The organism is Paraburkholderia tropica, assembly GCF_014171495.1.
In the GTDB taxonomy this organism is placed as follows: Bacteria; Pseudomonadota; Gammaproteobacteria; order Burkholderiales; family Burkholderiaceae; genus Paraburkholderia; species Paraburkholderia tropica.
In genome coordinates, this window is the sequence record NZ_CP049135.1 from 1,615,251 (window position 1) to 1,636,609 (window position 21,359).

The window sequence follows — 21,359 nt, forward strand, 5'->3', positions numbered from 1 at the left end:
CGCGCTCACGACGCGGCGGCCTGCGCCAGCTCGCCCGGCGCGAACAGCGGCGCGGCGTCCTGCGGTACGGCGCGGCCCGTCGCGCGCGCGCGGCGCAGCACGGACCAGTAATAGCGGTAGCTCGCGCGGTCGTGCAAGGTGTCGCCGTGACGCGTCGGACCCCACTGCGCGCTCTGCGCGGCGAGCAGGATCTCGGCAGCGGTGGCGATTTCCTCGTCGCGCGGCGCGAAGGCCGCCACGATGGCCGGAATCTGCGCGGGATGAATGCTCCACATGCGCGTGTAGCCGAATTCGTTGCGCGCGCGACGAGCGTCGTTGGCGACGACCTCCATATCGCGCACTTCCGTGCTGACATTGTGTGACGCAACCTTGCCGAACGCGTGGCAGGCCGCCGAAATTTCGAGCTTCGCGCGCCGCACGAGCGGGTGATCGAACTGGCCGGGCGAGCGCATGGCAGTGTCGGGGATCGCGCCGTCGTGCGCGGAGACGAAGTCCATCAGACCGAAGCTCAGCGACTGCACGCCGCGCAGCGCCGCGAGATCGAACACGCGCGCGAGCGCGCCATGCGTTTCGATCAGCAACTGCACGGGAATCGGCTGGTCGATGCCCATCTCGACGCGCGTGGCTTCGATGAACGCCGTCATTTCCGCCGCGTCGCCCACAGCGCGGATCTTCGGCAGCATGATGAACGCCGGCGCCCGGCGGGCGGCGCGCAGGATCAGGCGGACGTCGTCGCGCCAATGCGGATGGTGGAAGTCGTGGATGCGCACCCCGACGCGCCCGAAGCGGTCGTGTTCGCCGCCGAGGAACGAGGCGACGAGTTCGGCGTGTTCGGCCTCGCGGCCCACCTGGGCGCCGTCTTCGCAGTCGAGCGTGATGTCGAATACCGGGCCGAGCTGCTGCTGCAGCGCGAGCGATTTCAGCATCAGCTTCTCGCTGCCGGCGTAGTGGTCGCACGCGGGCAGGATGGTCGGCGGCGCTTCGCCGTCAAACAGCACTTCGGCGGGTGTGATGGCGCGCATCTTCGGCGGCGGGTGTCGAATATTGGAGGGGGAACCGGATTCGGATGCGTCCTGCGAAACTCGAGGCAAGGCGCGTGCGGATCTGGGGCGCGAGGCGGGCGGGGTACGGGTGCGCGGCGGCGTGCGCCGCATGCGACCCGCGACGAACCGCGCCGCGCTCACGCTCGCGCGCCATGTGGCATGGCGCGCGCGAGGCCGGTGCCCGCCGCGTGGCGACGGGAGGCCGGCCGGTCTGCCCGATTACTTGAGCAGGTGAGCGACGCCTTCGCGCTCTTCGAGCAGCTCGTTGAGCGTGCCGTCCATCTTTTCGCGCGAGAACGCGTCGATTTCGAGGCCTTCGACGCGCTTGTACTCGCCGTTTTCGCAGGTGACGGGCACGCCGTAGATGATGTCTTCGGGGATGCCGTACGAGCCGTCCGACGGGATGCCCATCGTGACCCACTTGCCGTTCGTGCCGAGGACCCAGTCACGCACGTGGTCGATCGCCGCGTTGGCAGCCGAAGCCGCCGACGACAGGCCGCGCGCTTCGATGATCGCTGCGCCGCGCTTGCCGACCGTCGGGATGAACGTGTCGCGGTTCCACACGTCGTCGTTGATCAGCTTCGTCAGCGACTCGCCTTCGGCGGTTGCGACGCGGAAGTCGGGGTACATCGTCGGCGAGTGGTTGCCCCACACGGCGAGCTTTTCGATCGACGCGACCGGCTTGCCCGACTTGGCGGCCAGTTGCGACAGCGCGCGGTTGTGGTCCAGACGCAGCATGGCCGTGAAGTTCTTCTTCGGCAGATCCGGCGCCGACTTCATGGCGATGTACGCATTCGTGTTGGCCGGGTTGCCGACGACCAGCACCTTCACGTCGCGGCTGGCGACGTCGTTCAGCGCCTTGCCCTGAACCGTGAAGATTTCGGCGTTGGCCGACAGCAGATCCTTACGCTCCATGCCCTTCGAGCGCGGACGTGCGCCCACGAGCAGCGCGACGTCGGCGTCCTTGAACGCGACCTTCGGATCGTCCGTGATGACCACGCCCGCGAGCAGCGGGAATGCGCAGTCGTCGAGTTCCATCACGACGCCCTTGACGGCGGCTTGTGCCTGCGGCAGGTCGAGCAGTTGCAGGATGACGGGCTGGTCCTTGCCGAGCAGGTCGCCGTTCGCGATGCGGAACAGCAGGGAATATGCGATCTGACCTGCGGCGCCGGTGACGGCAACGCGCTTTGCGGGCTTAGCCATTGAAAATCTCCAGGAAGATGCGTTAGACGCCAGGGTAAAACGCCATTCTATATGCGCGTTACGCGAAGCGTTCAGGAATCAGGCGGTCCTTTTGCCGAACGCACGCGCGCGGCGGATGCAAGCGGGTTGCAAGCGCAGCGCCGCACGCCGGGAGGCGGGGCCGCGGACCGTTACCGGTGCGACAATGCTCAAGGGAATGACGGGGACACCCTGGACAGGGACGCCTGACGCTGGCCGCTTCGCGTGTGCCGGCTCCTGCCACAGCTCGCTTCGGAAGGTCCGCGGGCGCGGCGCGGGCGCTATTGAATCAGGCAGCGGCGCGGGCGGGGCGGATCGAAACCTCTACTGCATGAAGGAACAGCATGTGCAAGGCGGTCCGCGGCGCAGTTGGCCACGAGGTGGATGCTGCCGGCGGCTCCCATGAGTCGCCCGCAAACCCTTGCTCGATCGGCAGTGTAGGAGCCGTAAGGGCCAAAGTCAACAGTATCTTATGTCTTATATAAGACATATCTATTGAAGCGAAAGGGTAGATTTCCGGGGGCTTTATGTTGAAATGCGCGCCATGAGTGCGAACCCGGTCAGCAACGCGAATTCCACCGCTCCAGAGAGCGGCCCTTCGGCGTCTGCGCCCGCTTCGCCGTCCCCGACCTTCAGTCCGCTTTATCAGCAGATCAAGGGGCTCATTACCCAGAGTCTCGAGTTCGGCGAATGGAAGCCCGGCGAAATCATCCCTAGCGAAGTCGAACTGGCCGCCCGTTACAAGGTGAGCCAGGGGACCGTACGCAAGGCGATCGACGAACTGGCCGCCGACAACCTGCTGGTGCGCCGCCAGGGCAAAGGCACGTTTGTTGCGACGCACAACGAAGATCGCGCCCAGTTTCGCTTTCTCAGATTGCTGGCCGATGACGGCGCCGAACATCCGCACATCAGCAGGCTGCTGGAGTGCCGGCGGCTGCGCGCGTCGGCCGAGATCGCCCGCCAGCTGGACCTCAAGCCCGCCGACCCGGTGGTGCTGATCAAGCGCCTGCTGCAGTTCGACGGCGAAAACACCGTGCTCGACGAAATCTGGCTGCCCGGCGGCGTGTTCCGCGGTCTGACGGCCGAGCGCCTCGCCGAGTATAAAGGACCGCTCTACGCCATGTTCGAAGCGGACTTCGGCACGCGCATGATTCGGGCAACTGAGAAGATCCGCGCGGTGGGCGCCGAGCCTGCGGTGGCCGATCTGCTCAATGTTCCGGCAGGTTTTCCTTTGCTATCGGTTGATCGGGTGTCCTATACCTATGGGGACCGGCCAGTCGAAGTGCGCCGCGGTTGGTATGTCACAACCGGGTACTACTATCACAATGATTTGAGTTGAAAGGATGCCCGCGCACCGGTGCGGGCGGCCTTCCCCACGTGCCTGCGTTCGCGCGCAACTGCGGTTTCCGAAGGCGGATTTCGCTGCAGCGCGAAATGAAAAGGCGGTAAAATTGCGTATTAGTGTTAACACATAGTAGGGGTCTAGCATGGCAGAAGCCGCAAAAAAACCGAGGCCGGAATACCGGAACATCGGGATTGGGCAGATATTGTTCGCATACCGCCTGCCGTTGGCCGGTCGCGTATCGATCGGTCACCGCGTGAGCGGTGCACTTCTATTCCTGTTCCTCCCTTTCATCCTGTTCCTGTTCGACCAGAGCCTCACCTCCGAACTCAGCTTCGAGGTCTTCAAGGGCTTCCTCTCGAACATCATCGTCAAGCTCGTCGTGCTCGTGCTCGGCTGGGCCTTCCTCTTTCACTTCTGCGCCGGCGTGCGCCACCTGTTCATGGACTTCAACCATGACCTCGCGGCCAAAGAAAAGGGCAAGTCGACCTCGCTCGTCGTCGTCGTCATCTCCACGATCCTCACGATCGCCTTCGCGGCAAAACTCTTCGGAGCGTTTTAAGAATGTCGGCTAAAAACGGTATCGGTCCGAAGCGCCTCGTCGTCGGCGCTCATTACGGCCTGCGTGACTGGATCGCCCAGCGCGCCACCGCCGTCATCATGGCGATCTACACCGTCGTGCTGCTCGTCCTCTTCTTTGGCGCACACGACTTTTCGTACGACGGCTGGGCGTCGATTTTCTCCGCCCAATGGATGAAGCTCGCGACGTTCGTCACGCTGCTCGCGCTGTTCTATCACGCCTGGATCGGCGTGCGCGACATCTGGATGGACTACATCAAGCCCGTCGGCCTGCGCATCGCGCTGGACGTGCTGACGATCGCCTGGCTGCTGGGCAGCCTCGGCTACGCCGCGCAGATTCTCTGGAGAGTGTAAAAGCATGGCTGCAATCAAGAATTCTCTGCCGCGTCGCAAGTTCGACGTGGTTATCGTCGGCGCGGGCGGCTCGGGGATGCGCGCTTCGCTGCAACTGGCGCGCGCCGGTCTGTCCGTCTGCGTGCTCTCGAAGGTGTTCCCGACGCGCTCGCACACGGTCGCGGCCCAGGGCGGCATCGGCGCCTCGCTCGGCAACATGAGCGAAGACAACTGGCACTACCACTTCTACGACACGATCAAGGGCTCCGACTGGCTCGGCGACCAGGACGCGATCGAGTTCATGTGCCGCGAAGCACCGAACGCCGTCTACGAACTCGAACACATGGGCATGCCGTTCGACCGTAACGCCGACGGCACGATTTACCAGCGCCCGTTTGGCGGCCACACCGCCAACTACGGCGAAAAGCCGGTGCAGCGCGCCTGCGCGGCCGCGGACCGTACCGGCCACGCGCTGCTGCACACGCTGTATCAGCAGAACGTCGCCGCGAAGACCACGTTCTTCGTCGAATGGATGGCGCTGGATCTGATCCGCGACGCCGAAGGCGACGTGCTGGGCGTGACCGCGCTCGAAATGGAAACGGGCGACGTCTACATTCTCGAAGGCAAGACCACGCTGTTCGCCACGGGCGGCGCGGGCCGCATCTTCCAGGCATCGACGAACGCGTTCATCAACACGGGCGACGGCCTGGGCATGGCCGCACGTTCGGGCATCGCGCTGCAGGACATGGAATTCTGGCAATTCCACCCGACCGGCGTGGCCGGCGCGGGCGTGCTGATTACCGAAGGCGTGCGCGGCGAAGGCGGCATTCTGCGTAATTCGAATGGCGAACGTTTCATGGAACGCTATGCGCCGACGCTGAAGGATCTCGCGCCGCGTGACTTTGTTTCGCGTTCGATGGACCAGGAAATCAAGGAAGGCCGCGGTGTGGGCGCGCACAAGGATCACGTGCTGCTCGACCTGTCGCACATCGGCGCCGAGACCATCCTGAAGCGTCTGCCGTCGATCCGCGAAATCGCGCTGAAGTTCGCGAACGTCGACTGCATCAAGGAACCGATCCCGGTCGTTCCGACGATTCACTACCAGATGGGCGGTATCCCCACGAACATCAACGGTCAGGTCGTCGGCACGCCGAAGGGCCACGAAGAAGTCGTCAACGGCTTCTACGCCGTGGGCGAATGCTCGTGCGTCTCGGTGCACGGCGCGAACCGCCTGGGCACGAACTCGCTGCTCGACCTCGTGGTGTTCGGCCGTGCGGCCGGCAACCACATCGTCAAGCACGTGAAGGAGCTCAAGGAGCACAAGCCGCTGCCGGCCGACGCCGCCGACTTCTCGCTCGCTCGCCTCGCCAAGCTCGACAACTCGACCTCGGGCGAATACGCCCAGAGCGTCGCGAACGAAATCCGCGGCTCGATGCAGAAGCACGCTGGCGTGTTCCGTACCTCGGCGCTGCTGGCCGAAGGTGTCAAGGACATCGCGCAGGTCACGGAACAGGCGAAGCACATTCACCTGAAGGACAAGTCGAAGGTGTTCAACACCGCGCGCGTCGAAGCGCTCGAAGTGGCGAACCTCGTGGAAGTTGCGCAGGCAACGATGGTCTCGGCTGAAGCCCGTAAGGAAAGCCGTGGCGCGCACGCACACAGCGATTACGAACACCGCGACGACGAAAACTGGCTGCGCCATACGCTGTGGTTCAGCGAAGGCAACCGTCTTGACTACAAGCCGGTTCACATGAAGCCGCTGACCGTCGAGTCCGTGCCGCCGAAGGCGCGTACGTTCTAAGGCACACGCCAGTCAAAAGGAATTGGGAAATGGCCAAACGTATTTTTGAAGTCTACCGCTACGATCCGGACAAGGACTCGGCGCCGCGCATGCAGACGTACGAGCTGGAACTCACGCACGAGCGCATGCTGCTCGACGCGCTGGTGAAGCTCAAGGAAGTCGACGAAACGCTGTCGTTCCGCCGTTCGTGCCGTGAAGGCGTGTGCGGTTCGGACGCGATGAACATCAACGGCAAGAACGGTCTGGCGTGCCTCACGAACCTGAACGACCTGCCGGCGAAGATCGTGCTGCGCCCGCTGCCGGGCCTGCCCGTCGTGCGCGACCTGATCGTCGACATGACGCACTTCTTCAACCAGTACCACTCGATCAAGCCGTACCTGATCAACGACACGCCGCCGCCCGAGAAAGAGCGTCTGCAGTCGCCCGAGCAGCGTGACGAACTCGACGGTGTGTACGAGTGTATTCTGTGCGCGAGCTGCTCGACGTCGTGCCCGAGCTTCTGGTGGAATCCGGACAAGTTCGTCGGCCCGGCCGGCCTGCTGCAGGCTTACCGCTTCATCGCGGACAGCCGCGACGAAGCCACCGGCGAGCGTCTCGATAACCTCGAAGATCCGTACCGTCTGTTCCGTTGCCATACGATCATGAACTGCGTCGACGTCTGCCCGAAGGGCCTGAACCCGACGAAGGCGATCGGCAAGATCAAGGAACTGATGGTCCGCCGCGCGGTTTGACCACGGCGAGAACGTATGGACTCGCACCAGTCTGACCCTCATCGCCGCGCGCGCCTCCGCTGGCGCGCGCGGCGCGGTATGCTCGAAAACGACATTATTTTCGAGCGATTTTTCGACCGCTACGAGCATGACCTCAGCGACGCCGACGTGGGCGCTCTTACGCGCCTGCTCGAGCTGAGCGATAACGACCTGATGGACTTGCTGCTCGCGCGCAAGGAACCAGAAGGCGACCTTGCCGACCCGGACGTGAAGCGGGTGCTGGAGCTGCTTCGCAACGTCTGAGACGCGGTGACGCCAGGAGGCGCCGCGCCGGACGTGCAAACTATCGAATCCTGTGTTTATCTTCGATTGAGGATGTGCTATGACCCCGTCTGATGTAAAAGCCACGCTATCGTTCAGCGACAATTCGCCGAGCGTCGAACTGCCGATCTACAAGGGCACCATGGGCCCGGATGTGATCGACATCCGCAAACTGTACGGTCAGACCGGCAAGTTCACGTATGACCCGGGCTTCATGTCGACGGCATCGTGCAACTCGGCGATCACGTATATCGACGGGGACAAGGGCGAGCTGCTGTATCGCGGCTACCCGATCGACAACCTCGCGCAAAACGCCGACTTCCTCGAATCCTGCTATCTGCTGCTCAAGGGCGAACTGCCGAACCAGGCGCAGAAGGACGAGTTCGTGAAGACCGTCACGCAGCACACGATGGTTCACGAGCAGATGCAGTTCTTCTTCCGTGGCTTCCGTCGCGACGCGCACCCGATGGCCATTCTGGTCGCGGCTGTCGGCGCACTGTCGGCGTTCTATCACGATTCGCTCGACATCAATAACGCGAAGCATCGCGAAGTGTCGGCAATCCGCATGATCGCGAAGCTGCCGACGCTGGTCGCCATGGCGTACAAGTACTCGATCGGTCAGCCGTTCGTGTACCCGCAGAACGATCTGTCGTACAGCGCGAACTTCATGCGCATGATGTTCTCGAACCCGTGCGAAGAGTACAAGGTCAACGACGTGCTCGTGCGCGCGCTCGACCGTATCCTGATCCTGCACGCCGATCACGAACAGAACGCCTCGACCTCGACGGTCCGTCTGGCGGGTTCGTCGGGCGCGAACCCGTTCGCGTGTATCGCGGCCGGTATCGCGTGTCTGTGGGGCCCGGCGCACGGCGGTGCGAACGAAGCCGCACTGAACATGCTTGAGGAAATCGGTTCGGTGGAAAACATCCCCGAATTCATCAAGCAGGTGAAGGACAAGAACTCGGGCGTGAAGCTCATGGGCTTCGGTCACCGCGTGTACAAGAACTACGATCCGCGTGCGAAGCTGATGCGCGAAACGTGCCACGAAGTGCTCGAAGAACTGGGCCTGCACGACGATCCGCTGTTCAAGCTCGCGATGGCGCTCGAAAAGATCGCACTCGAAGACGAATACTTCGTGTCGCGCAAGCTCTACCCGAACGTCGACTTCTACTCGGGCATCGTTCAGCGCGCGCTGGGCATCCCGACGTCGATGTTCACGTGTATCTTCGCGATGGCACGTACGGTGGGCTGGATCGCCCAGTGGAACGAAATGATCGCCGACCCCGAACAGAAGATTGGCCGTCCGCGTCAGCTGTTCATCGGCAACACGCCGCGCGAAGCGAAGCCGATCTCGCAACGCTAAGCATCATCGCCTGTTCGTACGGCGTGCCTTTGCGGCGCGTCGTGCGGCAAGCGAAAAACGCCCCGCCGGGTTTGTCCCGGCGGGGCGTTTTCTTTTTCGGGCCTCGACTTCGAGATCCGCCCTGGTCCGCCCTCAAATCCAGCCGTCGATCTTCAGGCCGCTCGCCTGTTCGGCTTCTTCGCGCGAAACCTGGCGCACCGTTTCGCCGAAGCTCCACACGTGGCCTTCCGGGTCGCAGGCCGCGTAGACGCGGTCGCCGTAGAACTGGTCCTCGGGCTCGCGCACGATCGTCGCGCCGGCGGCGCGCGCGCGTTCGCAATGCGCGTCGAGTCCGCGCCCGAGCTGCACGTGCACCGACTGCGTGTTCTTGCCGCCGACGGCGGCGGGGCTCGTCGAGGGCATGCCCGGCCACTCGCCGCAGACCATGATGTAGCCATCCTCGAAGCGCATTTCCGAGTGGCAGACTTTGCCGTCCGGCGTGGTGACGACGAACTGCGTCGTGAAGCCGAACGCTTTCTCCAGCCAGGCGAGCGCGGCGCGCGGGTCGCGGTAATAGATCGCGCTGCCGAAGGCCGGGCGTTGCGAGGTGTCGCTCATGATCGTCTCCTGTCGTGTCTCGAATGACGTAATGCGGACGCACTGCGCGGGCACTGCGTGAGACGAATCTAGCACCGTCGCGCGGCGCTCGCGTGTGCCGTGACGATCCGCTTGCCGCCGTTCATCCGCGCACGGCCGCACCCCGCGAATCCTTTATCATGGACGCGTCCCCCTTTTCTGCCACGATCGCCCGCATCGTCCAGATCGCCGAGCCGCTCCATGTTCTTCGCCGCGAATTCCCTGCATCGCCGTCTGAGCATCGCCATCGGCACGCTCGCGATCGTCGTGGGCCTGCTCGGCGCGCTCGGCACCTTCCTCGTGGTGCGCAGCCTTGCGAGCGAGTTCAGCACGAGCCTGCGCGACGCCGCCGCGCACGTGCAGGCGGGCGCACCGCCGCAGCGCCACCACGCGGCCACAGCGAACGGCGCGCGCCGTCCGTCGGACGATTTCGTGGTGCAGATCTGGTCGGCGAGCGACGCCGCCGCGCCGAGCCGCACGAGCGATGCCGATATCGCGTTGCCGCGCGCGCAGGCCGGTTTTTCATCGATCGACTACGACGGCGAGACGTGGGACGTCTTCGCGCTCGCCGCCGGCGACGAACACATCCAGGTGGCCGAATCGCGCAGCATGCGCAATCGCAACGCGCTGCGCGTGGCGTTCTGGAGCCTGTTGCCGGTGCTCGCGCTGCTGCCGCTGCTCGCGCTCACCATTGCGGTGACGGTGCGCCTGTCGCTGCGTCCGCTCGAACGCGTCGGGCGTCGCGCGGCGCAGGTCGATCTGCACGATCTGCGCGAACTGAAGCCGCTCGACGTGGCGAAAGCGCCCGTCGAGCTGCGGCCGTTCATCGAGTCGATCAACCGCATGATCGAGCGCCTCGCGCTACTCGTGAACACGGAGCGCAAGTTCATCGCCGATGCCGCGCACGAATTGCGCTCGCCCATTTCCGCGATGCAGTTGCAGATCGACAATCTGCACGACGCGCCGCCCGATCAATACCGCGAGCGCTTCGACGAACTGCGGCGCGGCGTGGCGCGCACGGGCGCGCTCGTCTCGCAGTTGCTCGGGCTCGCGCGCGCGGAGATCGGCGGGGCGCAGCGCGCGCTCGCGGACGTCGCGCTCGCGCCGCTCGTGACCGAGGTGCTGGCCGACCTGCTGCCGCTCGCCGACGCGCGCGGCGTCGATCTCGGCGTCGAGCGTCTCGATGAGGCGAGCGTGCACGCAACCGAGGCCGATCTGCGCGTGCTGACGCGTAACCTGATCGACAACGCAATTCGCTACGTGCATGCGGGCGGTCGCGTGGACGTCTCGGTGCGGCGCGAGGCGCGCAGCGTGACGATCGAGGTGCTCGACGACGGGCCTGGCATCGCCGAAACCGATTTGCCGCGCATCTTCGACCGCTTTTTCCGCGCGGGCGCGAACGACGCCGAAGGCAGCGGCCTCGGGCTTGCGATCGCGCAGGCGCTCGCGCACGGTTATCGCGGGCGCGTCACGCTGGAGAACCGCGCGGACGGCCAGACCGGCATCGTCGCGCGCATCGTGCTGCCGCTCGCGTGAGGGCGCGGGTCGAGCACATATCGACAGGCATACTGAGGAAATGGGGCGATGCGGATTCTGCTGATCGAAGACGATCTGCTGATCGGGCCCGCGCTGCTGCGCGCGCTCAAGGACGCGACCTATAGCGTCGACTGGGTGCGCACGGGCGAAAGCGGCCGCGCGGCCATTCGCGACGGGTCGTACACGGCGATCCTGCTCGATCTCGGGCTCGGCGACATGAGCGGTCTGGACGTGCTGCGCGGGCTGCGCGAGTCGAACGACACGACGCCGGTCATCGTCATCACCGCGCGCGACGATGTGGATACGCGCGTGGAAGGGCTCGATCTCGGCGCCGACGACTATCTCGTGAAGCCGTTCGAGAGCAAGGAGCTGCTCGCGCGCATCCGCGCGGTGGTGCGGCGCAAGTCGGGTTTCGCGTCATCGACGATGGGCAGCGGGCGCGTGACGCTCGACATGAATGCGCGCCGCCTCACGTTCGACGGCCAGAGCGACGATCTCTCCGCGCGCGAATATGCGCTCATGCTCGCGCTGCTCGAACGCCCCGGCGCGATTCTCTCGCGTCAGCAGATCGAGGAGCGGCTTTACGGCTGGGGCGAGGAAGTGGAGAGCAACGCGGTCGACGCGGTGATCTACAGCGTGCGGCGCAAATTCGGTCATGCGGTTATCCGCAACGTGCGCGGGCTCGGCTGGGCGGTGTGCGTCTGACGCAAACGCGAAGAAAAACGCGGCGAGCGGACGACTCGCCGCGAGGCGCGCGACGCGGGGGGAAAGCCGCGTCGCCCGCGCGAAACGATGGAGGCGGACGGGCGCGCTTACGACGCCAGCAGACGCTGCCACGGATGCGCCTGCCAGGCCCGCGAGAGCGCTGCGAGCAAGGCGGCTTCGCTATCGGCCACGTGACGGTCGGCATAGACCGCGACGTGGCACAGATTGAGCACCTCGGCGCGCATGACCGGGTCCTGCAACTCGCGCAGGACGTGCTGCATGACGTCGGAGTCGAGCTTGCACGCGTCGCTCCAGTTCAGGTGCGCGCTCACGAGCAGATCCTCGCAGAGCCCCTGCAGGATGGCGCCGAATTCGCCCGGTTCGAGGCCGAGGCGTTCCGCGATGCGCGCATGATGCACGGCGCTCAGTTCGCTGCTGCTGAGGTGGCCATCGGCGAGCAGGGCGATGGCGACGATCCGGCCCGCGGCCTGCGGGCTGTTGCTGGTGTAGGTTCGCATGGTCAGATGTCCTTGAGGTTGAACGGGGCGCGCCGTCGGTCGCGCTTTCAGTCGAACAGATCGCCGAGCCACGATTTGCGGCGGCGCGGCGCGTACTCGTCGCGATGCGCGCGATGATGCGAACCTTGCTGCGCGCTGTAGCCGTCGTCGAGTGGGCGCGACTGCGTGGTTTGCGCGGCGGCTGTGCGGTCGAGCAGCTTGTCGAGTTCCCCGCGGTCGAGCCAGACGCCGCGGCATTCCGGGCAATAGTCGAGTTCGACGCCTTGACGCTCCGAGATCGCAAGCGTCACGTCAGGGCAGTTCGGGCATTTCATGATGCGCTCCGTGATGAATGGACAGGCCATCGGGCGCCGCCTGAGCCTTGCCGTAGCACGCTGCGCGGCCCCGATGGAATTCATCCTCGCAGACGAAAATGAGCGAAAAATGAGGAGCGCGTTTGAGGCGCCGTTTGTGGCGCGTTCAGAGCGCTAGCGCGCGGCGTTCACATCGCCGCCGCGCGTCTTCACCAGCGACAGCAGCACGCCGCCCGCGAGCAGCGCCGCCGTCACGCCGAGGCTCACCAGCGCCGGCATCTTGCCGATGAAATGCACCAGAAAGATCTTCGCGCCGATGAACACCAGCACGAGCGCAAGCGCGTGCTTGAGGTAGTAGAAACGGTGCGCCATCGCCGCGAGCGCAAAGAACAGCGCGCGCAGACCGAGCACGGCGAAGATATTGCTCGTATAGACGATGAACGGATCGGTCGTGATCGAGAAGATCGCGGGAATCGAGTCGACCGCGAAGATCAGATCGGCGAATTCGATCATCAGCAGCGCGACGAGCAGCGGCGTCGCGTAGCGCTTGAGCTTGCCGCTGACGGGATGCGCGCGCCGCACCACGAACGCGCCGCCTTCGAGTTGCGGCGCGACCGGCAGCACGCGGCGAATCACGCGCAGGATGCGGCTGTCTTCCACGTGCGCTTCTTCCTTCGAGCCGAACAGCATCTTCACGCCCGTGATCGCGAGAAAGAGACCGAACACGAGCAGCATCCACTCGAAGCGCGCGACCAGCGCGGCACCGAGGCCGACCATCAGCGCGCGCAGCACCAGCACGCCGACGATGCCCCAGAACAGCACGCGATGCTGGTACACGCGCGGCACCGCGAGCGCGCCGAAGATCGACGCGATCACGAAGACGTTGTCGAGCGACAGCGATTTTTCGATCAGATAGCCGGTCAGGTACTCGGTCGCGGGCTCGGCGCCCAGTTGCCACCACACGAAGCCGCCGAACAGCACGCCGACGGTGATGTAGCCGAGCGAGAGCCACAGGCTTTCGCGGATGCCGATTTCGTGATCGTCGCGATGAAGCACGCCGAGATCGAGCACGAGCAGCACGATCACGACCACGATGAAGGCGACCCACAGCCACGCGGGCTGGCCGAGAAAGCTGGCGGAGAGGATCGGCGTGAGCATGGCGGTCAGGTCCTTTGGCCTCGAATCGGATAGCGGGGAAGGGCGAGCCCGAGGGGCTCAACGGTCTAGCTTAATCCTGAAGAATGAGCGAGGAATGAGGCGTGTCCGTTTGCGTCGGCCTGTGTCCGTTTGCGTCAGTCAGCGGACGAGCAGGCGCGCAGACTGACGCCGGATTGACGAAGATCCAGGCGCAGCGCTTGAACGCCGCACCGCGCAAATATGGGAAAGAGGGGCAGTGCTAGATTCGTCGATCCTTACAACAGTGAAAGGATGGCAAGAATGACATTTGGCAAGATTGGCTTCGCGTGCGGGCTCGCGGTTGCGCTGAGCGCCTGTTCGTCGCTGCAAAGTCTGGACCCCAACGCGGCGGTGTCGGCGGGCGCGACGCTGTTCAAGGCGGCCACGCTGTCGGACAGCGACATCGTCGCGGTTTCGAACGACGCCTGCAAGGCGAGCGACGCGCAGTCGAAGGTGGCCGCGTCGAGCAGCGCTTACGGCAAGCGTCTCACGAAGGTCATGAGCGGCTTCGGCGACATGACGCTGAACGGCCAGAAAATCGACTACAAGGTCTACGAGACGAGCGACATCAACGCGTGGGCGATGGGCAACGGCTGCGTGCGCGTCTACAGCGGCCTGATGGACAAGATGAGCGACGACGAACTGCGCGGCGTGATCGGCCACGAGATGGGCCACGTCGCGCTCGGCCACTCGAAGAAGGCCATGCAGACGGCGTACACCGTGAGCGCGGCGCGCACGGCGGCGGGCGCAACGGGCAATTCGATGGCATCGGCGTTGAGCACGTCGCAGCTCGGCGACCTCACCGAGAAGTTCATCAACGCGCAGTTTTCGCAGTCGCAGGAAAGCGCCGCCGACGACTACTCCTTCGACCTGCTCAAGAAGAAAGGCATGAACCGCGCGGGCCTCGTCACGGCCTTCCAGAAGCTGGCGGAAATGGACGGCGGGCAGAGTTCGATGCTGAGTTCGCATCCGTCGTCGCCGAGCCGCGCGCAGCATATTCAGAATCGGATCAAGAAGGAAGGGTAAGACAGACCTGATCCGACCGATCTGGCGGCGGGCGTGTGCCGGCCGCCAGGCCGGAGGGCGATGGAACCCACTAGAACTGGTAATTGATCGACACGTCGCAGACGCCTTCGGTCTTCGTCTGGATGATCGGGCTGTGCGCGGCGCTGCCGAGCAGACGCTTGATCGCGCCGTCCGCGCTCACGAACCAGTGCTTGTTGACGAAGTACACCATCGTGATGCCGAAGCCCGCCGATTTCAGGCCGGGACTCGCGTCGTACTGCCGGTAGCCCGACGCAGCCGACTGCTGCGGCGTCACGCCGAACCAGCTCTGCATGTAGTTCGAATCCGCGAACGTGACCGACGGGCCGGCGAACCAGTAGAAGTGCTGGCTGCTGCCCGGCAGCGGCATGTAGGCGCCGAAGTCGGCGGTCCAGCCGTTGGAGCCGCCGAAGCTGCGCGTGAACGCGCCGCGGAACACCAGCGGGAAGTCCTTCGAGATCACGTATTCGCCCGCGATCTTCATCAGCGGCGCCGGATTGATGTTGCCCATGCCGTTCAGACGCGTCGGATCGTCGTTGCCACGCCGGCCGAGATCGTAGGCGGCGGCGATGCTCAGGCGCCAGTTCTGCCCTTGCAGAAAGTTCACGCCGAAGCCTTCGCCGGTCGAACCGAACAGGGTGTCCTTGTAGCGCAGGTCGATGCTGGGTCCGGCCATCATGTGATAGCGGTCCGAGCCGTCGTAGCGCGGCTCGAAGGTCGCGCCCACGCCGAGGCGGGCCTCGAAGTCGGGCCGGTCGGGCTGATAGAGCTTTTCGAGCGGGATCCCCGCCGAGTACTGCCACTCGCCGAGCGGCGAAGGCGTCTGTGCGTGGGCGCGCGGCGTGAACGCGAATGCGCAGACCGTGGCCGCCACGGCGAGCGATGCGTGGCGCGCGCCGCGCCGGCGGTGGTCCGGGTTGGCCTGCGGTTGCCGCCGCGGGATCAGGCTTGTTCTGCTTGTTTTCTTGTACGCGGTACGGGTTGCAAGTGGCATGAGGCCTCCATGATTGCCTGTGCTGCCGCGACGTGACCGTTATTTCAGTGTGATGGAACCACAGAACCGGGCATCGTGCGGCGGCGCACATCTCGCAAACGACGTGCCTGATATGGCACTCACGGTCGCCGTGCTGCACTCGCGTCATCGTTTCCGCGCGAGCGAGGGGCCGCCGGAAATCAATCGGAAAAACAAAGGCTTCCGCTTCGGTGCTCACGAAAAGCACACGGAAATTGCGCCGGAAACGCGACGGATTTCCCGTGCGCGCCACGCCGGGTAACAGCGATACAGGTATCGCCACTACCACCCAACTCACTGTTTTTTATCGCTTTTTTTGAATCGTGACGATGCGGGGTGCGGCTTTCGCGTGGCATAATCGATTCACAAAGTATTGCCCCCGCAGTCACTAACTCCCCGCATATCATGGCAAAGACGCTCTACGACAAATTGTGGGACTCGCATGTGGTCCACACGGAAGACGACGGCACGACGCTCCTTTACATCGACCGTCATCTGCTGCACGAAGTCACCAGCCCGCAGGCTTTCGAAGGCCTGAAGCTGCATGAGCGCCCGGTGTGGCGCATCAGCGCGAACCTGGCCGTTTCCGACCACAACGTGCCCACCACGGACCGCAGCCACGGCATCGCCGACCCGGTTTCGAAGCTCCAGGTCGACACGCTCGATTCGAATTGCGACGCCTTCGGCATCACGCAATTCAAGATGACCGACCAGCGTCAGGGCATCGTGCACATCGTCGGTCCGGAACAGGGCGCGACGCTGCCGGGCATGACGATCGTCTGCGGCGACTCGCACACGTCCACGCACGGCGCGTTCGGCGCGCTCGCGCACGGCATCGGCACGTCGGAAGTCGAGCACGTGCTGGCCACGCAAACGCTCTTGCAGAAGAAGAGCAAGAACATGCTCGTGAAGGTCGAAGGCACGCTGCCGCGCGGCTGCACCGCGAAGGACATCGTGCTCGCCATCATCGGCAAGATCGGCACGGCGGGCGGCACGGGCTACGCCATGGAGTTCGGCGGCTCGATGATCCGCGGTCTCACGATGGAAGGCCGCATGACCGTCTGCAACATGGCGATCGAAGGCGGCGCGCGCGCCGGCATGGTCGCGGTGGACGACACCACGGTCGACTACCTGAAGAACCGTCCGTTCTCGCCGCAGGGCGTGGAGTGGGACCAGGCCGTCGAATACTGGAAGACGTTCCGTTCCGACGAAGGCGCGCACTTCGACCGCGTGGTCGAACTGTCGGAGGCCGACATCGTCCCGCAGGTTACGTGGGGCACCTCGCCGGAAATGGTCACGTCGGTCGACGGCCGCGTGCCGGACCCCGAGCGCGAGAAGGATCCGGTCAAGCGCGACGCGATGGAACGCGCGCTGCAATACATGGCGCTCGAGCCGAACATGCCGATCGAGTCGATCCAGCCGGACAAGATTTTCATCGGCTCGTGCACGAACGCGCGTATCGAAGATCTGCGCTCGGCCGCGTATGTCGTGAAGAAGCTCGGCCGCCGCGTGGCGCCGAATATCCGTCTCGCGATGGTGGTGCCGGGTTCGGGTCTCGTGAAGGCGCAAGCCGAACACGAAGGTCTCGACAAGGTGTTCACGGAAGCGGGTTTCGAATGGCGCGAGCCGGGCTGCTCGATGTGTCTCGCGATGAACGCGGACCGTCTGGAACCGGGCGAGCGTTGCGCGTCCACCTCGAACCGTAACTTCGAAGGCCGTCAGGGCGCGGGCGGACGCACGCACCTCGTGAGCCCGGCGATGGCTGCCGCAGCTGCCATCGAAGGTCATTTCGTCGACATTCGCAAGCTCGGTTAAGGCAACACGATCATGGAAAAATTCACCGTACACACCGGCGTCGTGGCGCCGCTCGATCGCGAGAACGTCGACACGGACGCGATCATTCCGAAGCAGTTTCTCAAGTCGATCAAGCGCACGGGCTTTGGGCCGAACGCATTCGACGAATGGCGTTATCTGGATCATGGCGAGCCGGGGCAGGACAATTCGAAGCGCCCGCTGAATCCGGATTTCGTGCTGAATCAGCCGCGTTATCAGGGTGCTTCGGTGCTGCTGACGCGCAAGAACTTCGGTTGCGGCAGCTCGCGCGAGCATGCGCCGTGGGCGCTCGATCAGTACGGCTTTCGCGCGATCATTGCGCCTAGCTTTGCGGACATTTTCTATAACAACTGCTTCAAGAACGGGCTGCTGCCGATCGTTTTGAGCGAAGCGGATGTCGATCATCTGTTCAACGAAACTTATGCGTTTAATGGGTTTCAGTTGACTGTCGATCTGGATAAGCAGGTTGTGCGTACAACCGATGGGTCGAAGGAATATCCGTTTGAAGTGGCGGCGTTTCGTCGGTACTGTCTGTTGAACGGGTTTGACGATATCGGGCTTACGCTGCGGCATGCTGACAAAATTCGTCAGTACGAAGCCGAGCGGCTTGTGCGTCAGCCGTGGCTTAAGAATCGCGTTATGTAAGTGGGTTTGGTTGGTGGGGATGTTTTTTTGAGGTAGGCGCTTTTTTTCGCGTTTCCTTGTTTTCTTGTCGGTTTGCCAGCGTTGCCCCTGTGCGGGGCGGCACCTACTTTTCTTTGCCGCGGCAAAGAAAAGTAGGCAAAAGAAAGCCGCTCACACCGCCAATGTGACGCCGTCCACCCCGCACCTTTGCAGGTAGTGGTTCCGGAGCATCCGGCATCACTCGCCACCCAACAGAGTGACAAAGGGCTCATTCCTCCGGCGGCGCGCCGCGCGCCGCGGGGCATAACCGAAAACGGTGGATCACCAGGGTTTTCGGTGAACCCTTCCGCTGAGCGCGTAGCGCGAGGCGGGATGGATGAGTCCTTTGTCACTGAGTGGGAATGTGCGGGGTGACGGATGCTCCGGAGCCACTACGTGCAAAGGTGCGGGGTGAACGGCGTCACATTGGCGGTGTGAGCCGCTTTCTTTTGCCTACTTTTCTTTGCGGCTGCAAAGAAAAGTAGGTGCCGCCCCGCACAGGGGCGACGCTGGCAGACCGACAAGAAAACAAGGAAACGCGAAAAAAGGCAACGCGAAACCGCAAAAAACATCCCCCAACCAGACCACCCCGAACCACCCCCGAGGAATCAAAAAATGAAGATTGCAGTGTTGCCGGGCGACGGCATCGGCCCCGAGATCGTCAAGGAAGCCGTGAAGGTCCTCAACGCGCTCGGCGAAAAGTTCGAGCTGGAAGAAGCGCCGGTTGGCGGCGCGGGCTACGAAGCGAGCGGCCATCCGCTGCCCGAAGCCACGCTCGCGCTCGCGAAATCCGCTGACGCGATCCTGTTCGGCGCCGTCGGCGACTGGAAGTACGATTCGCTCGAACGCGCACTGCGCCCGGAACAAGCCATCCTCGGCCTGCGCAAGCACCTCGAACTGTTCGCGAATTTCCGCCCGGCCATCTGCTATCCGCAACTCACGGGTGCGTCGTCGCTGAAGCCGGAAATCGTGTCGGGCCTCGACATCCTGATCGTGCGCGAACTGAACGGCGACATCTATTTCGGCCAGCCGCGCGGTCTGCGCGAATCGCCGGATGGTCTCTTCAAGGGCGCCCGCGAAGGCTTCGACACGATGCGCTATTCGGAACCCGAAGTGCGTCGCATCGCGCACGTCGCGTTCCAGGCCGCGCAAAAGCGCCAGAAGAAGCTGACCTCGGTCGACAAGGCCAACGTGCTCGAAACCTCGCAGTTCTGGAAGGACATCATGATCGATGTCTCGAAGGAATATCCGGAAGTCGAGCTCTCGCACATGTATGTCGACAACGCGGCCATGCAACTCGTGAAGGCGCCGAAGGCGTTCGACGTGGTGGTCACGGGCAACATGTTTGGCGACATCCTCTCGGACGAAGCGGCCATGCTCACGGGCTCGATCGGCATGCTGCCCTCGGCTTCGCTCGACAAGAACAACAAGGGTCTGTACGAGCCGTCGCACGGTTCGGCGCCGGACATCGCGGGCAAGGGCATTGCAAATCCGCTCGCCACGATCCTCTCGGCCGCCATGATGCTGCGTTACTCGCTCGGCCGCGAAGAGCAGGCCGATCGCATCGAAGCCGCGGTCAAGAAGGTGCTGGAGCAGGGCTATCGCACCGCCGACATCGTCACGCCGGACTGCAAGAAGGTCGGCACGGTGGAAATGGGCGACGCAGTGCTCGCCGCGCTGTAAAGCAGAACGAAAGGGCAGGCCTTCGGTGGCGTGCCCTTTTTTGTTTTCGCATGATTTCGCGCCCGTGTTTTGCATCCGTGTTTCGCGCTGGCGAAACGCGGGCGCTACATAGCGGAAAGTGCGGTTTTTGCCGCGCAATTTAACTGTTTCGTGTATATTGTTCCGATGGCGAAGATCTCCCCGATCACGATTGTTTCGAACATCCACGGCGATAAAACGGCCCGTGCGATTTCGCTCGCCATCAACACGAAAACCATTACGAAAACGATCATCACGCGTTGATCGCTCGTCGTGCCCGCTCATCTTCCCCGCGCGGCCACGCCGGGCGAGCGAAGCGGGGAAGTGTCCAAATCAAGGGTTAGTCATGAACGTAGGTCTCGTAGGTTGGCGCGGCATGGTCGGCAGCGTGCTGATGCAGCGCATGCAGGAAGAACGTGATTTCGACCTGATCGAACCGGTGTTTTTCAGCACCAGCAACGCAGGCGGCGCGGCTCCGTCGTTCGCCAAAAACGAGACGAAGCTCAAGGACGCAAACAGCGTCGACGAGCTCAAGAAGTGCGACGTCATCATCACCTGCCAGGGCGGCGACTACACGAACGACGTGTATCCGAAGCTGCGTGCGGCAGGCTGGACCGGTTACTGGATCGACGCGGCTTCGTCGCTGCGCATGAAGGACGACGCGGTCATCATTCTCGACCCGGTCAACCTGAACGTCATCAAGGACGCGCTGGTCAAGGGCCAGAAGGACTTCGTCGGCGGCAACTGCACGGTCAGCCTGATGCTGATGGCGCTCGGCGGCCTGTTCCGCGAAAACCTCGTCGACTGGATGACGGCCATGACCTACCAGGCCGCTTCGGGCGCGGGCGCGCAGAACATGCGCGAGTTGCTCTCGCAGATGGGCGCGCTGAACGCGGCCGTCGCGACCGATCTGGCGAACCCGTCGTCGGCGATTCTCGACATCGACCGCAAGGTGCTCGCCACCATGAACAGCGACGCCATGCCCACCAGCCAGTTCGGCGTGCCGCTCGCCGGTTCGCTGATTCCGTGGATCGACAAGGATCTCGGCAACGGCATGTCGAAGGAAGAGTGGAAGGGCGGCGCAGAAACGAACAAGATTCTCGGCAAGCCGGCCATGGGCCAGCCGGGGTCGATCCCCGTCGACGGTCTGTGCGTACGTATCGGCGCGATGCGCTGCCACTCCCAGGCGCTCACGATCAAGCTGAAGAAGGACGTGCCGCTCGACGAGATCAACGGCATCCTCGCGTCGGCCAACGACTGGGTGAAGGTCGTGCCGAACGAGCGCGAAGCGTCGATGCAGGATCTGTCGCCCGCGAAGGTCACGGGCACGCTGTCGGTGCCGGTCGGCCGCCTGCGCAAGCTGGCAATGGGCGGCGAGTATCTGTCGGCCTTCACGGTCGGCGATCAGCTGCTGTGGGGCGCCGCCGAGCCGCTGCGTCGCATGTTGCGCATTCTGCTCGACAAGTGAATAATTTAAACTACGCGGCTAATGACGCGTAGAAGGTGGAAAAAGCGCCGCGCCAGTCGCGGCGCTTTTTTATTTTCGCGGA

Annotated in this window: 22 protein-coding genes; 15 read left to right on the top strand and 7 right to left on the bottom strand. The window is 63.9% G+C overall.

From position 1 onward, the window contains the following. Window positions 1-5: 5 nt before the first annotated feature. Entirely contained in the window at window positions 6-1,022 is a 1,017-nt protein-coding gene (locus tag G5S35_RS22000; protein WP_110325650.1) for an HpcH/HpaI aldolase/citrate lyase family protein, read from the bottom strand. 240 nt (window positions 1,023-1,262) lie between these two features. Beyond that, window positions 1,263-2,246 (bottom strand): malate dehydrogenase, encoded by a 984-nt coding sequence (locus G5S35_RS22005; RefSeq protein ID WP_065065354.1) that lies wholly within the window; start codon window positions 2,244-2,246, stop codon window positions 1,263-1,265. 553 nt (window positions 2,247-2,799) lie between these two features. Here G5S35_RS22005 and G5S35_RS22010 point away from each other — a divergent pair. From G5S35_RS22010 to gltA, 7 genes are all read left to right on the top strand, one after another. Beyond that, window positions 2,800-3,603, top strand: a complete 804-nt coding sequence (locus G5S35_RS22010) for a GntR family transcriptional regulator (protein ID WP_420874529.1) — start codon at window positions 2,800-2,802, stop codon at window positions 3,601-3,603. Between the two features lie 148 nt (window positions 3,604-3,751). Next, complete coding sequence (gene sdhC, locus G5S35_RS22015) at window positions 3,752-4,168, top strand: succinate dehydrogenase, cytochrome b556 subunit (protein WP_065064680.1); 417 nt, start codon at window positions 3,752-3,754, stop codon at window positions 4,166-4,168. 2 nt (window positions 4,169-4,170) lie between these two features. Next, window positions 4,171-4,539 carry a succinate dehydrogenase, hydrophobic membrane anchor protein gene (sdhD, locus tag G5S35_RS22020; RefSeq protein ID WP_065064678.1) on the top strand — a complete coding sequence of 123 codons (369 nt, stop codon included), beginning with the start codon at window positions 4,171-4,173 and terminating at the stop codon, window positions 4,537-4,539. Between the two features lie 4 nt (window positions 4,540-4,543). Then, a complete protein-coding gene (sdhA, locus tag G5S35_RS22025; RefSeq protein WP_074982636.1) occupies window positions 4,544-6,319 on the top strand; it encodes a succinate dehydrogenase flavoprotein subunit in 1,776 nt (591 codons plus the stop codon). 29 nt (window positions 6,320-6,348) lie between these two features. Continuing rightward, window positions 6,349-7,050: a succinate dehydrogenase iron-sulfur subunit gene (locus tag G5S35_RS22030; RefSeq protein WP_065060022.1), complete on the top strand. Its 702-nt coding sequence runs from the start codon at window positions 6,349-6,351 to the stop codon at window positions 7,048-7,050. Between the two features lie 15 nt (window positions 7,051-7,065). Further along, a complete protein-coding gene (locus tag G5S35_RS22035) occupies window positions 7,066-7,332 on the top strand; it encodes an FAD assembly factor SdhE (RefSeq protein WP_065060021.1) in 267 nt (88 codons plus the stop codon). Window positions 7,333-7,411: 79 nt separating this feature from the next. Then, on the top strand, window positions 7,412-8,713 hold the full coding sequence (gene gltA, locus G5S35_RS22040; protein ID WP_065060020.1) for a citrate synthase: 1,302 nt from the start codon (window positions 7,412-7,414) through the stop codon (window positions 8,711-8,713). Window positions 8,714-8,845: 132 nt separating this feature from the next. Here the strand turns inward: gltA and G5S35_RS22045 are convergent, their stop codons facing one another. Further along, on the bottom strand, window positions 8,846-9,310 hold the full coding sequence (locus G5S35_RS22045) for a VOC family protein (protein ID WP_074982634.1): 465 nt from the start codon (window positions 9,308-9,310) through the stop codon (window positions 8,846-8,848). Window positions 9,311-9,529: 219 nt separating this feature from the next. Between G5S35_RS22045 and G5S35_RS22050 the strand changes: the two genes are divergently transcribed. Then, window positions 9,530-10,864: a sensor histidine kinase gene (locus tag G5S35_RS22050; protein ID WP_124260443.1), complete on the top strand. Its 1,335-nt coding sequence runs from the start codon at window positions 9,530-9,532 to the stop codon at window positions 10,862-10,864. 48 nt (window positions 10,865-10,912) lie between these two features. Then, window positions 10,913-11,569, top strand: coding sequence for a response regulator transcription factor (locus tag G5S35_RS22055; RefSeq protein WP_065060017.1), 657 nt, complete (start codon window positions 10,913-10,915; stop codon window positions 11,567-11,569). Between the two features lie 107 nt (window positions 11,570-11,676). Here the strand turns inward: G5S35_RS22055 and G5S35_RS22060 are convergent, their stop codons facing one another. The 3 genes from G5S35_RS22060 to G5S35_RS22070 form a co-directional block, all read right to left on the bottom strand. Continuing rightward, window positions 11,677-12,087, bottom strand: a complete 411-nt coding sequence (locus G5S35_RS22060; protein WP_065060016.1) for a tellurite resistance TerB family protein — start codon at window positions 12,085-12,087, stop codon at window positions 11,677-11,679. Window positions 12,088-12,134: 47 nt separating this feature from the next. After that, complete coding sequence (locus G5S35_RS22065) at window positions 12,135-12,401, bottom strand: TFIIB-type zinc ribbon-containing protein (RefSeq protein WP_065060015.1); 267 nt, start codon at window positions 12,399-12,401, stop codon at window positions 12,135-12,137. A 153-nt stretch (window positions 12,402-12,554) separates the two neighbouring features. Continuing rightward, window positions 12,555-13,538, bottom strand: coding sequence for a TerC family protein (locus G5S35_RS22070; RefSeq protein ID WP_065060014.1), 984 nt, complete (start codon window positions 13,536-13,538; stop codon window positions 12,555-12,557). A gap of 279 nt (window positions 13,539-13,817) precedes the next feature. Here G5S35_RS22070 and loiP point away from each other — a divergent pair, with 279 nt between their 5' ends. Beyond that, window positions 13,818-14,582: a metalloprotease LoiP gene (gene loiP, locus G5S35_RS22075; RefSeq protein ID WP_065060013.1), complete on the top strand. Its 765-nt coding sequence runs from the start codon at window positions 13,818-13,820 to the stop codon at window positions 14,580-14,582. 70 nt (window positions 14,583-14,652) lie between these two features. On the opposite strand, the gene G5S35_RS22080 is transcribed toward loiP, so the two are convergent. Beyond that, window positions 14,653-15,594, bottom strand: coding sequence for a MipA/OmpV family protein (locus G5S35_RS22080; RefSeq protein ID WP_080180226.1), 942 nt, complete (start codon window positions 15,592-15,594; stop codon window positions 14,653-14,655). 112 nt (window positions 15,595-15,706) lie between these two features. Here G5S35_RS22080 and G5S35_RS22085 point away from each other — a divergent pair, with 112 nt between their 5' ends. From G5S35_RS22085 to asd, 5 genes are all read left to right on the top strand, one after another. Then, on the top strand, window positions 15,707-15,874 hold the full coding sequence (locus G5S35_RS22085; RefSeq protein WP_156773744.1) for a hypothetical protein: 168 nt from the start codon (window positions 15,707-15,709) through the stop codon (window positions 15,872-15,874). Window positions 15,875-16,017: 143 nt separating this feature from the next. Continuing rightward, a complete protein-coding gene (leuC, locus tag G5S35_RS22090) occupies window positions 16,018-17,427 on the top strand; it encodes a 3-isopropylmalate dehydratase large subunit (protein WP_065060012.1) in 1,410 nt (469 codons plus the stop codon). Between the two features lie 12 nt (window positions 17,428-17,439). Continuing rightward, window positions 17,440-18,090 (top strand): 3-isopropylmalate dehydratase small subunit, encoded by a 651-nt coding sequence (leuD, locus tag G5S35_RS22095; protein WP_183039010.1) that lies wholly within the window; start codon window positions 17,440-17,442, stop codon window positions 18,088-18,090. A gap of 633 nt (window positions 18,091-18,723) precedes the next feature. Continuing rightward, a complete protein-coding gene (gene leuB, locus G5S35_RS22100; protein ID WP_065060010.1) occupies window positions 18,724-19,791 on the top strand; it encodes a 3-isopropylmalate dehydrogenase in 1,068 nt (355 codons plus the stop codon). Window positions 19,792-20,155: 364 nt separating this feature from the next. Further along, window positions 20,156-21,277, top strand: coding sequence for an aspartate-semialdehyde dehydrogenase (asd, locus tag G5S35_RS22105; protein ID WP_065060008.1), 1,122 nt, complete (start codon window positions 20,156-20,158; stop codon window positions 21,275-21,277). The last annotated feature ends 82 nt before the right edge of the window (window positions 21,278-21,359 follow it).